The organism is Neorhizobium galegae (assembly GCF_021391675.1).
Lineage (GTDB): Bacteria > Pseudomonadota > Alphaproteobacteria > Rhizobiales > Rhizobiaceae > Neorhizobium > Neorhizobium galegae_B.
Window position 1 is genome coordinate 1,012,070 of the sequence record NZ_CP090096.1, and the last position, 13,297, is coordinate 1,025,366.

Here is a 13,297-nt window from a genome sequence, read left to right on the forward strand (position 1 = left end):
TGAATGTCAATGGCGCAGATCGGCGAGGAACCGCTGAGCACGGGGATGGCGGGGGGTCTTGAAAAACTCCCCGGGCGGGGCCGTTTCGAGGATCTGTCCGGCATCGATGAACCAGATGCGGTCGGCGACATCGCGGGCGAAGCCCATTTCGTGCGTCACGCAGATCATGGTCATGCCTTCGGATGCCAGGCTCTTCATGACCGCCAGCACCTCGCCCACCATTTCCGGATCGAGCGCGCTGGTCGGCTCGTCGAACAGCATGACAGGGGGCTCCATGGCGAGTGCGCGCGCTATCGCCACCCGCTGCTGCTGGCCACCCGACAGCTGCCCGGGATAGGCCCGCGCCTTGTCGGCAAGCCCGACGCGTTCGAGAAGCTTGAGCGCCTTGTCATGGGCGACATCCGCCGCCACGCCCTTCACGCGGATCGGCGACATCGACACATTTTCGACGACGGAGAGATGCGGGAACAGGTTGAAGTTCTGGAATACGAAACCGATCCGGCTGCGCAGCAGATTGAGTTCCCTCGTCCGCATTGCCGCATGAATGTTCTGACCATCGAGGGTGATCGATCCGCTATTGATCTCCTCGAGACGGTTGATCGTACGGATCAGGGTGGACTTCCCCGAACCGGAAGGCCCGCAGATCACCACAACCTCGCCCCGTGCGACTTCCGCTTCGATATTCTTGAGGACCGGATAGTCGCCATAGCTTTTGCAAACGTCCGAAAGGCGGATCGTCTGCACCTGCTGGATCTCCGCTGCTGAGGTGCTCATAGCTGCTCCGATATGATTTTGGCCGGCACGAGTTCCACCGGTGCCGCGCCGCCGGACAGACCTGCACGGCGACGCGTGATGCGGCGCTCGACGATGTTGGCGACATGCGTCAGGCTCCAGCAGATCGCGTAGTAGACGACCGCGAGGATGAAGAAGACCTGGAAGGGCTGCGTCAGAAGCTGGTTGTTGACCTGGCTTGCCGCGAACGTAAGGTCCGGGACATTGATGACATATCCGAGCGTCGTATCCTTTATCGTCGAGACGAAGGTCGAGATGATGCTCGGAATCATGTTGTAGAGCGCCTGCGGAAGGATGATGAAGCGCATCGCTCCGAGAGAGCTGTGTCCGAGTGCGCGGGCGGCATCCATCTGGCCGCTGCCGAGTGCGACAATGCCGGCACGCACGACCTCGCTGAGGAAAGCTCCCTGGTACACGACGAGCGTGGTCAGCATCGTCACGAAGCTCGGAACGTCCGCTCCCGTCCAAAGCGGGACGAGGAAATAGCTCCAGAGGATGAGCATCAGCAGCGGCACGCCGCGGGTTACGTAGACAAGCCCCGTGACCGGCCACCGCAGCAGCCGCCATTTCGACAGCCGCGCCAAGGCAAGTATAATGCTGACAGGGAAAGCGAGCATGATGCTGAACGCCGACAGGATCAGCGTATTTGCAAGTCCGCCCAGCGGGCCGTTCGGATATTGACCGATCAGCAGCAGAAGCCAGTAGTCCTGGATGATGGCGATGACATCGTTGATCATGCGCGTGCACTCCGGACCGGATCGGCACGCATCGAGAGATAGGCGCCGGCGCCCATGATCAGGAGCGAGAAGAACAGGTAAAGAACCGTGCCGACCAGGTAGATTTCGAAGGTGCGGAAGCTCAGGTTCTCGACTTCCTTCACGGCGTGCGTCAGTTCCGACGCACCGATGACGATGGCGAGACTGCTGTTCTTGAACAGGGAAACACTATGGTTGATGAGCGGAGGAAACGCATTGCGCACGCCCTGGGGCATGATTACGAAGCGCATCGCCGAGACATAGCTGTGCCCGAGAGCTTTCGCGGCTTCCATCTGGCCCGGGCTTACGGAGCGAAGGCCGGACCGCAGGTCCTCGCTGAAATAGGCTGCCTGGCACAGGCCGAGGCCGATGACGGCGAAGATCGTTTCGGCATTGTGTGCCGCGAGCCAGGAGGTCAGGCCTGGCGGAAACAGGGTGAATATGCCGAAATACCACAGCATCAGCTGCACGAGGGTCGGCACGTTGCGATGGTAGGAGACATAGGCGGCCACGGCCCTGCCGCCAAAGCGGAGCGGTGAAAACCGGATGCACAGAAGCAGGAGCGCGAGCGTCATGGCCAGCAGCCACGACCCGATATAGATGACAAAGGTCATCTCGATGCCGTGCAAGAGCATCGCGGTATATTCGGGGTTCCTCAGAATAGCCGAGAGATCGAACCCGTTCACCGCCCCGGCTCCTTGGAAATGTCCGGACCTGCCGGTGCAAGCTGCGGCCGGGCCGTCTGCAGGCCGCCCATGACCTGCAATGTCGGCGTGATCTCCATGTGGCCGATATTGACCGCGACCGGCGCGGCGATCGCAAACGCTATCGCTTCGGCGATATCGGCTGCCTGGGGCAGCTCGAAACCATCGATGAACCTTTCCCGGACACTGGGATCGTCGCCGTGCACGTGATTGAAAATGTCCGTCGCGACCCGCCCGGGGCAGATTTCCGTCACCCGCACGCGCTTGCCGAACGCGTCGATGCGCAGCTGGTTTGACAGCATGGCGACGCCGGCTTTGACGGCGTGATAGATGGAGTTGCCGCCGAAATTGTAGTTGCCGGCGATCGAGGAAATGTTGATGACATGGCCTCGATCGCGAGCGACCATTCCCGGCACGATCAGACGGCAGATGTGCAGGACCGCACGGAGATTGACATCAACGAGGAGGTCGATATCGCCCTCGTCCGCTTCCAGGAATTTCTTCGGCCGGTCGACGCCGGCATTGTTGACAAGAATATCGAACTCGACGCGACCGGCGAGTTCGGCGAGTGCCGGGCGGTCGGTAACGTCGATGACATGAGCGATGCAGCCCGTGCGTTTGGCCAGATCCCGCAGAGCATCGCCGCTACGGGCGATCGCGTGGACCTCGATATTCTCACGGCGAAGCCGCTCCACCACAGCGGCGCCGATACCGGAGGAAGCGCCGGTAACCAGTGCGGTCTTGTAATCGGAGAATGGCATTCGGATCCCCTTGTTGTTGCGAATGACAGTAGCGAACCTTTAATCCCTTGCCTAAGACCGATTATTTGTGGAGCAATAAGCAACGGCTATGGAGGCTCGGCTCCGCAATGTCGGTAGGTGACGGTCACCGGGCGAGATCGCAGTCGGCGGCGTTGCAAAAGAAGATCGCGTCTGCAAACATGCGTCTGCTCAGGACAAAAGACAAAAACCCGAATGGACATCAGACGCCTCAAATCCTTCATAGTGATCGTCGACAGCGGCAGCATCACGCGCGCCGCCGACCTGCTGCATATCGCGCAGCCCGCGCTCAGCCAGCAGCTGGCGGCGCTGGAGGAGCATTTCGGCCAGAAGCTGCTGATCCGCAGCCAGCAGGGCGTCAGCATGACCGATGCGGGGCATGCGGTGTACCGCCATGCGCAGATCATTCTTCGCCAGATGGAACAGGCGCAGGCGGACGCCTCCGCCGCCGGCAACTCACTTGCCGGGCGCGTTTCCGTGGGGCTCGTGCCGTTCAGCAGTGCCGCCACGTTGTCCGTCGACCTGCTGGCCGAAACGCGTAGGCGCCATCCCGGCATCCTGCTCCATCTCACAGAAAGCGTCGGCCAGACCTACAGTCAGATGATCATGAACGGCCGGCTGGAAATGGCGCTGATCCACGGGGCCGGGCCGATCAAGGGTGTGCGGTTCGAGCCTATCCTCAGCGAGGAGTTCTATCTCGTCGCCCACCGCGATTTCGCGATCGAATCGGATAACAAGCCCATTCCGATTGCCGCTCTCGACGGATTGCCGCTTCTGATGCCGCCCGCTTACAACTTCGTTCGCCGTGCGGTCGACACCGCCTTCACGCGCAGCCGGATCAACCTGAAGGTCGTGGCGGAAGTTGAAATCGTAAGGACTTTGGCGCGCGCCGTGGGCAGCGGTCTCGGAGCGACCATCATGCCGAAAGCCATCGCCGACCGTATCGTGACGGAATCAGGCGAGCCGCTGATCTGCCGGCTCGTTTCCCCGCGGATCGAGGAAACCCTGTCGCTCTGCATTGCCGAGCAGAACTCGCTGTCTGAGCCGGCGTTGGCGGTCAAGGATATCCTTATCGAGCTGACCGCGCGGCTGAGGACGTAAGGCGAGTTCCGGCACGAGGCAGCCGCGCCGGATCATCGGACCAATCGTCAGCGCATGTCCCAGCAGAACTGGGCGATTCGCGCGCATCCCTCGTCCAGCATTTCCATGCTCGTTGCGTAAGAAATGCGGAAATGGGGGCTCATGCCGTAAGCTGCGCCTTGCACCGTCGCCACATGATGTTCGTCCACGAGGGCCATGACGAAGTCGATGTCGGTCTCGATCTTCCGCCCGCCCTTGCTGGTCTTGCCGATCAAACCGGAGATGTTGGGATAGAGGTAGAACGCGCCCTCGGGCTTGTGGCAACGCAATCCCTCCACCTGCGACAGCCGGTCCAGCACGAAATCGCGCCTCTGCTTGTAGATCGCAGCTCGCTCCTTCAGGAGATCCTGAGGCCCATTCAGCGCCGCGATGGCGGCCGCCTGCGTGACCGTGCTGATGCCGCCGCCGTTCTGGCCGTTGACGTTGCTGATCGCAGCGATCAGCTCCTTTGAGCCGCTGGCGCAGTAACCGAGCCGCCAGCCGGTCATGGCATAGGCCTTCGAGACCCCGTTCATGGTCAGGACGCGATCATAGAGCCTGGGCTCAGCATCCACGATGGTGCAGAATTCGAAACCGTCATAGACCAGATGTTCGTAGATATCGTCGGTCAGGATCCAGACATCCGGATGGCGCAGCATGACCTGCGCGATCGCCTCCATTTCCGCGCGCGAGCAGGCCGCACCGGTCGGATTGTTGGGAAAGTTCAGGATCAGCCATTTGGTACGCGGCGTGATCGCAGCTTCCAGATCCTCGGGGCGCAGTTTGAAGCCGGCCTGCTCGAAACAGGGTACGGCCACAGGAATGCCACCGGCGAACTTGACGATGTCGGCATAGCTGACCCAGGAGGGCGTTGGAATGACGACTTCGTCGCCGGGATTGCAGGTTGCGAGCATCGTGTTGAAGATCACCTGCTTGCCGCCGGCTGATACGACGATCTGGCTGGCATCGTAGTCGAGATTGTTGTCCCGCTTGAACTTCCGGCTGATCGCCGCCTTGAGCGCCGGCGTACCATCCATCGGCGGATATTTCGTATCACCGCCAAGTGCGGCGGCATGGGCCGCCTCGATGGCATGCAGCGGCGTCGGGAAGTCCGGCTCCCCGGAGGAGAGGCTGACAACCTTGATACCCTTTGCGGCCAGTTCCCGGGCGCGCTGGGTCATGGCGGCTGAGGCGGATATGGAGACGTTTTTCAGGCGATCGGCGGTAGAAGACATCGACATGATCTTTCGATACGAATTGGAACGGAGACCGCCGGCCTGGCGGTCGGGATGCGTTAAAGCGCGAGGTCGGCAGCCGGCGCGAGCATCGCGCCGGAGGCTTCGATCTCGCTTCGGACGATATGCGCAAGCTCAAGGGAACCCGGTGTGTCGCTGTGCACGAGGATCGACCGCGCCGGCATCGCTATGACGCCTCCGTCGATGGTTTCGACGGTTCCGTCGAGAAGAAAGCGGCGCACCCTCGCCCGCACCGAAGCCTCATCCTTGATGACAGCGCCGGGGAGGCCGCGGGCAACAAGCCTGCCGGCGGCATCATAGGCCCGGTCGGCCAGAAAGAGAGCGAGCGTCTTCAACCGTGCGCGTTTGGCCGCCTGCTCTATTTCGCTGTCGGGCGTCACGAACACGACGAGGCTCGTGTCCACTGCGGCAATTGCATCCATCATCAAATCGGCGAGGACAGGATCGCGGTTGACCATATTGCCCATGGCGGCATGGAAACTGATATGCCTGACGGCAACGCCCTCGCTCGCGGCGATCGCCTTGAGGGCGCCAAGCTGATAGAGCATCTGCTGGCGCAGTTCATCCGCCTGGAAAGGCATCTCGCGCCGTCCAAAGCCAAGCCGGTCGGGCAGGCCCGGATGTGCGCCGATGCCGACACCGTTCGCCTTGGCAAGCCGCACCATGCGCGCCATCGTATCCGGATCGCCACCGTGGAAACCGCAAGCGATATTGGCCGACGACACGACCTTCATCATCGCCTCGTCGTCGCATAGCCGATAAGGGCCGAACCCTTCGCCCATGTCGGAATTCAGATCGATTTTCACCGGCAACTCCCTTTGACCGATCGTATTTCAGGCCATCGCCCTCAAGGCGCGTTTGACCATCCCTGATGTGGTCCGGACGTCTTCGACATAGCGGGCAACCGCCTGCTCCACCGCGCGCGCCTCCGCATGCGTGGACCGCACGAACCGCAAGCGGCTGCCTATGCGGGCCTGGCCAAGCCGCCAAAGGTCGCATTCGATCACGCCGGCGATCTTCGGATAGCCACCCGCTGTGTTCGCATCGCTCATCTGGACAATGGGCTCCCCACCGGGCGGAACCTGGATCACACCGGGCACGATCCCATGAGAACGCATCTCAATCGACGCCGTCGGTTTGATGGGCTCGCCCGACAGACGATAGCCAGTGCGGTCGCTGCGGGAAGAAATCTTCCAGGTCTGGCTCCAGAAGGCGTCGCCGTCATCGGGAAACAGGGCATGCTCGCCACCAGGCAGGGCACGGACCGGCAGGGCGCCGTCAACGAGATCCGGAAAGACCTCCCGGAGCGCCACGGCGGGCTCGATGACGGCCAAGCCGTTCGCCGGCACGGGGGCAAGGTCGGTGCTGTTACCGAACGCGATCCGATCGCCCTTTTCCAGTGGCCGGCCGGCATTGCCGCCAAAGCTGCCGCGCAGTGATGTACTGCGCGACCCCATCACCGACGGGACATCCAGCCCCCCGCCGATGGAAACATAGGCGCGCGCAAGTGTCGGAGGATGCTTCAGTTCGAGCACCTGTCCGGCCTCCGCCGTATAGGCGCACCAGGGAAGCAATTCCAACGCATCCAGTAGCGGATCGCCGTCGGCGCCCGTAACTGCGAAGACGGTCCGGCGGTCGAAACGCAGGCTGAACGGAAAGGTCTGCACCTCTATCCCGGCCGCGCCCTCGTCATTCCCGACAAGAATATTACCTATCCTCATGGCGAGCGGATCCATCGCGCCGCTGGCCGAAACGCCGATATCGCGATACCCTGGCCGTCCGAGATCCTGGACCGTATTGAACGGGCCGGTTTCCACAATTTCGATCATAGCTCGATCCTTGCCGGCACGAACCGCACCGTATCGCCCGGCGCCATCATCGCCGGCTTGGGCGACGCCGGGTCGAACATCTGCAGTTCTGCGAAACCTATGGAATTCCAGCCGTTCGGGCCGGTAAGCATCGCAACGCCGGTCTGCATGCCGCCAATGGTCACGCAGCCCTTCGCCATCTTCAGCGACGGCACGGTCTTTCGCGGCATGTAGATGCGCGGATCCAGGCCATGCAGATAACCGAAGCCCGGAGCGCTGCCCAAGGCAAAAACACGGTAGGTCGCTTCGTGATGAATACGGACGATCTCACGGTCGCTGAGGCGGGCAATGTCGCAAAGCGCAGGCAGGTCCACCGCATGCTCCCCGCCGTAGTGAACAGGGATTTCGATCGTCTTTCCATCCAGATCGATGCTGCGGGCATTGTCCCACGCCTCCAGCAGCCGCACTACGACGGCCTCGGGATCCTGCGGCGCCTCCTGGAATATCGTCAGAAGGTTGGTCATTCCCGGAACGATTTCCGCGATATCCGGCCAGCCTCCGACCGCCTGGGACAGCGCCCAGATCCGGCGCTGCGCGGCGAGATCGAATTCTCCCGGTGCTTCGAGCAGGAAGGACCGGGCTCCGATCGAGGAAACGCGAGCACGGCCTTGGGCGGCGGATACGATTTCGCGCAACGGCGTGTGGTTGTTCAATGTGGCAATCATGATTGAGGCTCGATCTCGAACAGCGGATCGCCGAAGCCGACCAGCGCATCGGGTTCGGCAAGCTGCTTGGTCAATATGCCTGCGCGGCCGGCACAAAGTGGAAGCAGGACGGGGCCGACGCGAAGGAAGCCGAGGATGTCTGCGGCGGGAACCGTTCGCGGCAGACGATCGGCGGCTGCCGAGCGCAATGGGCTGCCCGGGTAAAAATGGCCGGCCATCGGCGCCCTGACGATCACCACCGGCTGAGCCGTCGGGGCCGGTTGAGAGGTCGCGGACACATCGATCCTGGCTTCATTCCCCGTCGCAATGACGATGCGTAACTGTCCGCCGGGCCTGGATATTTCGAGCCCGCTCACCCCGGCAGCCGTCAGCGCATCGGTGAGGAACGCGATCGTCGCGGGATCGCTAAAATCGATCCCGCTCATGACGCTCTCCGTTGTTTCAGCCATTGCTCGAGATAGTGGATATCCGTCTCGCCTCGCGCAAACGCGCTGTCCTCGAAGAGCGCACGCAGGAAGGGAATATTCGTGGAAATTCCGTCCACTCGCGTCTCGGCAAGCGCCTCGCGCATCCTTGCCATCGCCTCCGCCCTCGTCGGCGCATGAACGATCAGCTTGGCGATCAGCGAGTCGTAATAGGGTGGTACCTTGTACCCCGCATGGATATGGGTATCGACCCGTATACCGGTCCCTTCGGGAAGGGCGAGACTGGTGATGATACCGGCTGACGGCAAGAAAGTATCGGGATCCTCGGCATTGATGCGACATTCGAAGGCGTGACCCGCGCATTTAACGTCAGCCTGGGCCAGTTCGAGCGGATCGCCCTGAGCCACTTTGATCTGCGCTTGCACGATGTCGATCCCGCTTGTCATTTCGGTGACCGGATGTTCGACCTGAAGCCGGGTATTCATCTCGATGAAATAGAAAGCGCCATCCTCGTAGAGGAATTCGAAAGTTCCGACGCCACGGTAGCCGATCTGGCGGCAGGCCTCGACACAGGCTCTCCCGACGAGCCGGATCACATCCGGCGATATCCCGGGTGCCGGCGCCTCTTCCACGACCTTTTGATGGCGGCGCTGCATCGAGCAATCCCGGTGCCCGAGCCAGATTGCATTGCCATGGGTGTCGCAAAGGACCTGAATCTCGATATGACGCGGATGCTGAAGGAATTTTTCCATGTAGAGCGACGGCGAGCCGAAAGCTTGCCGCGCCTCCTCCCGGGTGAGCGCGACCGCCTCTTGCAGCAGACCGGCCTCCGGCACGAGACGCATGCCCCGCCCGCCGCCGCCCCCGGCAGCCTTGATGATGACGGGATAACCGATCTCCAGGGCCAGGCGCTCGACGGCGGCCGGATCGTCGGCAAGCGCCGTATCCGGCCCCGGGACACAAGGAACTCCGGCTGCGATCATTGCCCTCTTTGCCGAGATCTTGTCGCCCATCGCCTCGATTGACGACGCGCTCGGACCGATGAACGCCAGTCCCGCTTTTTCGACGGCATCGGCGAATGCGGCATTTTCCGAGAGAAAACCATAACCGGGATGGATGGCGCCAGCCCCAGTCAACCGCGCCGCCAGAAGAAGAGCATCCTTGTTGAGGTAGCTTTTTGCCGCGCTCGATGGGCCGATGCACAGGGCGCTATCGGCGGTCTTGCCATAGGGCGCCTGCCGATCCGCTTCGGAATAGACAACGACGGTCTTGAGGCCCAGCTGCCGGCAGGCTTTCTGGATCCTGGTCGCGATCTCCCCACGATTGGCAATGAGAACCGTATCGAAACGCGGGCGACTGTCGAATGTCTCCGGCATCACGCGATCTCCGCGAGCAGATCACCCGTCTCGACTTCGCCGCCGTCGACTTCGGTCAGGCTGACAATACGCCCTGACCGCGGCGCGGCGATCTTGTTGAAGACCTTCATCGCTTCAATAATGAAGAGAGTCTGCCCATCCGTCACCTCATCTCCAAGCTTGACGAACGGCTCCTCGCCCGGTGCCGAGCTGCGATGCAGCACGCCGGAGACCGGCGCTTTTACGGAAATGACCGACGCCTGGCCGATAGTCGGCAGTTCATCAGGCCCCAAGGTGATCGACGCACCTGCAACCGGCTGTTGTCCCCGAGCCAAATCGGCGGAGGTCTCCCCCGCCGTCGGCTGCGACCGGAAGATTCGAACCGTCAGGTCCTTCTCGGTCACGGTGAGTTCGGAAATGCTCGATCGACCGACAAAGTCGATCAGGGTCTTGATCTTCGAGAGGTCCATATTTGCGCTCGGTATTTCGAATGCCGCCGCGCGCTTTTGCAGATCAAGTCGCGTGATACGGTAACGTTGCGTAACACGATCGGGCCGCCGATGGGGTCAGACGAACTTTTGATGGACCGGCTCAGGTCCGGAATACGCCCGGGACGATCAGGCCCCATCGAGTTTCGGCCGCTGCTCATGACGCACCACCCGTCATGGCTCCAGGGGGTGCCATGTGAGAAGCGTTGATGCGTCCTGGACGACCCGCCTAGAAAGCCATAACGGCCGACGCCGGGTAGCGGACACCTGCGGGACAGATCATCCAGATTGCAGATCAGCGAAAACGGGTGGCGGATAGCGCTGATAGATCGATGGCACATTCGCGCCCAGCGATCAGTCCTGCAACAAGCGCGCCGCTAACCGGCCCGGCCGCAAGGCCGACATGACCGTGGCCAAACGCATGAACGATATCTTCGGAAGACCTCGAAAACCCGATCACCGGAAGGCCGTCCGCAGTCGAGGGACGATGCCCCATCCACCGGTCGATGCTCTTGTCCTCGGATATATTCGACAGTGCCGGATAGGTTCCCTTCGCGTGTTTCAGCAGAATGCCGGCGCGGGTCCAGTTCGGTCTTTCCTCGACACTTGCCAGTTCGACCTGTCCAGCAATGCGAAGTCCGGCAAGTGTCGGATTGTTGCCCATCCTGCCGTCGCTCGGCATGATCGGCATCTCCCCTTTGGCCAGATGATAGGGGACGACTACGTGGTAACCGCGCTCGCTCTGCATCGGGATTGTGTCACCGGCCAGCGCCGCAAGCTTTTTCGAATGTATTCCGGCAGCGATGACGGCCTTGTCGCACGCCACGTTGCCCGCCTCTGTCCGGACACCGGAAAGCCGGCTGCCGGTAAGATTGAAACCGGTCGCCCTCGCGTTGATGCGCCGGGCGCCGAGGTCCACCGCATGATCCACCATCGCTGCGACATAGCCTCCCGGATCCACGCAATGACCTCCATCCTCGACGAAGGCAGCAAAGGAATAGCGGGGTGAAAGATTCGGCTCGAGTTCGTGCAGTTCGGCCGAGGATAGCTCTCGATAGGAAACGCCGTTGTCGCGTCGCAGGCGCCACGCAAAAGCCTCTGCCTCGAAAGCCGCGCGATCCTGGTAAACGTAGAGCAGACCCTTGCGCCGGATTAGGTCCGGCCGTCCGATTTTTTCCGCCAGTGCCACATGCCGGGATGGAGCATCGTGCAGGAGGCTCGCCAGAATTCTTGCGGTCCGTTCGACCTTGGATCCAGTCGAACCGGCCAGCATGAACCGCAGCAACCAAGGCGCGAGGCGTGCCAGATGCCGCCAGCGGATGGTCAGCGGCCCGGAAGGATCGGCAAGATAACCCGGTACCTTCTTCCAGAGACCGGGCACCGACATCGGGATGATCGAGGCAGGGCTCAGCCAGCCGCTGTTACCATAGCTTGCCGCGTGGCGCCCCCCGGGCTGTTCCGGCTCGATGACGGTGACCTCGTGCCCGTCCTTCAACAACTCGAGTGCCGTCGATGCACCGACGATACCCGCTCCGATGACCACTACATGCATGGCGTTTCACTCTTCGTGACGGGAATAAGCCGGCTCATTCCTGAAATGCCTCTTCGCGGACGGCTTTGATCTTCGGCAGGGCGACCACGGTGATGGCGAGCACAGCCAGGACAATCAAGCCTGCTGAAATCGGACGATCGACAAAAACGCTGGGATTGCCACGTGCGAGGAACATCGCCCTGCGGAAATTCTCCTCCATCATCGGCCCGAGAATGAGGCCCATTACCAGTGGTGCCGGATCGCAATCAAGCTTGGCGAAGATGTAGCCGGCGACGCCGAAGGCTCCGAGCAGCCACAGATCGAATACCGAATTGCCGAGCGAGAATGCGCCGATCGAGCAGAACACCACGATAGCCGGAAAGAGATAGTGGAAAGGCATCGTCAGCAAGCGCGTCCAGACGCCGATCAGCGGCAGGTTCAAGACCAACAGCATGACATTGCCAACCCACATCGACACGATGACGCCCCAGAACACATCCGGATGTTCGGAAATCAGCGTCGGGCCCGGTGCGATACCCTGCATGATCAGGGCACCGAACATCAAGGCCATGACGGCATTGGCCGGTAGACCGAGCGTGAGCAGCGGGACGAACGACGTCTGTGCACCGGCATTGTTGGCGCTCTCGGGCGCTGCTACGCCTTCGATCGCACCACCACCGAAACCTTCGGGCGGGTTGGCAACGCGTTTCTCGATGGCATAGGCAGCGAAGGCGGCGAGAAGCGCGCCGCCGCCCGGCAGAAGTCCCAGCACGGAACCGATCCCCGTACCACGAAGAATCGGCGCAACCATCCGCCGCCAGTCTTCCCGCGACGGGATCATCGAGAAGAACGGTGCGTTGATGGCCGTGCGGCTTTCCGGGGTTTCCAGATCCTTGATCAACTCGCCGATGCCGAATAATCCCATTGCCACAACGACGAAATTGATACCGCCCGACATCTCTTCAAGACCGAGCGTGAAACGCGGCACGGCCGTTTGCACGTCCTGGCCGACAAGACCGACCAGTATGCCGATGAAGACCATGGCAAGCGCCTTCGGCAGCGATCCACGCGAAAGCACAACCGAGGCGACAAGCCCCAGGATCATCAGCGAAAAGTACTCCGCGGGGCCAAACAGCAATCCGATTTCGGCAAGCGAAGGTGCAAACAATGCCAGCAACAGCGTTGCGACGGTGCCGGCGAAAAAGGAGCCGATCGCCGCTGTCGACAGTGCCACGCCCGCGCGTCCGTTGCGGGCCATCTTGTAGCCGTCTATCGCCGTAACCACAGATGATGCTTCGCCGGGAAGATTGAGAAGGATGGCTGTCGTCGACCCGCCATATTGCGCACCGTAATAGATACCGGCCATCATGATCAGCGATGTCACCGGTTCAAGTCCGATGGTGAAAGGCAGGAGGATGGCCATGGTCGCGGCAGGCCCGAGGCCCGGCAGGACGCCGACGAGGGTCCCGAGCAGCGTGCCGATCAGGCACCAGAACAGGTTCGTCGGCAGGATTGCCTGGTCAAAGCCGAGCAGCAGGGCGTTGAGCGTCTCCATGTGAT

At 61.8% G+C, this 13,297-nt stretch carries 14 protein-coding genes; 1 reads left to right on the plus strand and 13 read right to left on the minus strand.

The annotated features are described in order from the left end of the window. Nucleotides 1-6: 6 nt before the first annotated feature. The 4 genes from LZK81_RS27500 to LZK81_RS27515 are packed head-to-tail and all read right to left on the minus strand — an operon-like array spanning nucleotide 7 to nucleotide 3,012. The gene (locus LZK81_RS27500) at nucleotides 7-774 is read right to left on the minus strand and encodes an amino acid ABC transporter ATP-binding protein (protein WP_233957166.1); all 768 of its coding nucleotides are present in this window, start codon (nucleotides 772-774) and stop codon (nucleotides 7-9) included. Continuing rightward, nucleotides 771-1,529, minus strand: coding sequence for an amino acid ABC transporter permease (locus LZK81_RS27505; protein WP_233957168.1), 759 nt, complete (start codon nucleotides 1,527-1,529; stop codon nucleotides 771-773). The genes LZK81_RS27500 and LZK81_RS27505 overlap by 4 nt, the downstream gene beginning before the upstream one ends. Beyond that, nucleotides 1,526-2,233, minus strand: a complete 708-nt coding sequence (locus LZK81_RS27510) for an amino acid ABC transporter permease (RefSeq protein ID WP_233957170.1) — start codon at nucleotides 2,231-2,233, stop codon at nucleotides 1,526-1,528. Before LZK81_RS27510 ends, LZK81_RS27505 begins: the two co-directional genes overlap by 4 nt. Next, complete coding sequence (locus LZK81_RS27515; RefSeq protein ID WP_233957172.1) at nucleotides 2,230-3,012, minus strand: SDR family oxidoreductase; 783 nt, start codon at nucleotides 3,010-3,012, stop codon at nucleotides 2,230-2,232. Before LZK81_RS27515 ends, LZK81_RS27510 begins: the two co-directional genes overlap by 4 nt. Nucleotides 3,013-3,225: 213 nt before the next feature. On the opposite strand from LZK81_RS27515, the gene nac reads away from it, so the two are divergent. Beyond that, the gene (nac, locus tag LZK81_RS27520; protein ID WP_046612288.1) at nucleotides 3,226-4,131 is read left to right on the plus strand and encodes a nitrogen assimilation transcriptional regulator NAC; all 906 of its coding nucleotides are present in this window, start codon (nucleotides 3,226-3,228) and stop codon (nucleotides 4,129-4,131) included. Between the two features lie 47 nt (nucleotides 4,132-4,178). On the opposite strand, the gene LZK81_RS27525 is transcribed toward nac, so the two are convergent. The 9 genes from LZK81_RS27525 to LZK81_RS27565 all read right to left on the minus strand — a co-directional run bounded on the left by LZK81_RS27525 (nucleotide 4,179) and on the right by LZK81_RS27565 (nucleotide 13,292). After that, entirely contained in the window at nucleotides 4,179-5,390 is a 1,212-nt protein-coding gene (locus tag LZK81_RS27525; RefSeq protein WP_233957174.1) for a pyridoxal phosphate-dependent aminotransferase, read from the minus strand. A 53-nt stretch (nucleotides 5,391-5,443) separates the two neighbouring features. Beyond that, on the minus strand, nucleotides 5,444-6,211 hold the full coding sequence (locus tag LZK81_RS27530) for a 5-oxoprolinase subunit PxpA (protein WP_233957176.1): 768 nt from the start codon (nucleotides 6,209-6,211) through the stop codon (nucleotides 5,444-5,446). A gap of 27 nt (nucleotides 6,212-6,238) precedes the next feature. Beyond that, the gene (locus LZK81_RS27535) at nucleotides 6,239-7,234 is read right to left on the minus strand and encodes a biotin-dependent carboxyltransferase family protein (RefSeq protein ID WP_233957178.1); all 996 of its coding nucleotides are present in this window, start codon (nucleotides 7,232-7,234) and stop codon (nucleotides 6,239-6,241) included. Beyond that, nucleotides 7,231-7,938, minus strand: coding sequence for a 5-oxoprolinase subunit PxpB (gene pxpB / locus LZK81_RS27540; RefSeq protein ID WP_233957180.1), 708 nt, complete (start codon nucleotides 7,936-7,938; stop codon nucleotides 7,231-7,233). The genes LZK81_RS27535 and pxpB overlap by 4 nt, the downstream gene beginning before the upstream one ends. Continuing rightward, on the minus strand, nucleotides 7,935-8,363 hold the full coding sequence (locus LZK81_RS27545; RefSeq protein WP_233957182.1) for an acetyl-CoA carboxylase: 429 nt from the start codon (nucleotides 8,361-8,363) through the stop codon (nucleotides 7,935-7,937). Before LZK81_RS27545 ends, pxpB begins: the two co-directional genes overlap by 4 nt. Then, a complete protein-coding gene (gene accC / locus LZK81_RS27550) occupies nucleotides 8,360-9,739 on the minus strand; it encodes an acetyl-CoA carboxylase biotin carboxylase subunit (protein WP_233957183.1) in 1,380 nt (459 codons plus the stop codon). Before accC ends, LZK81_RS27545 begins: the two co-directional genes overlap by 4 nt. Then, entirely contained in the window at nucleotides 9,739-10,188 is a 450-nt protein-coding gene (locus LZK81_RS27555) for an acetyl-CoA carboxylase biotin carboxyl carrier protein (RefSeq protein ID WP_233957185.1), read from the minus strand. Before LZK81_RS27555 ends, accC begins: the two co-directional genes overlap by 1 nt. A gap of 313 nt (nucleotides 10,189-10,501) precedes the next feature. Next, nucleotides 10,502-11,758 carry an NAD(P)/FAD-dependent oxidoreductase gene (locus LZK81_RS27560; RefSeq protein WP_233957187.1) on the minus strand — a complete coding sequence of 419 codons (1,257 nt, stop codon included), beginning with the start codon at nucleotides 11,756-11,758 and terminating at the stop codon, nucleotides 10,502-10,504. Nucleotides 11,759-11,792: 34 nt separating this feature from the next. Then, complete coding sequence (locus LZK81_RS27565) at nucleotides 11,793-13,292, minus strand: tripartite tricarboxylate transporter permease (protein WP_233957189.1); 1,500 nt, start codon at nucleotides 13,290-13,292, stop codon at nucleotides 11,793-11,795. Between the last annotated feature and the right edge of the window lie 5 nt (nucleotides 13,293-13,297).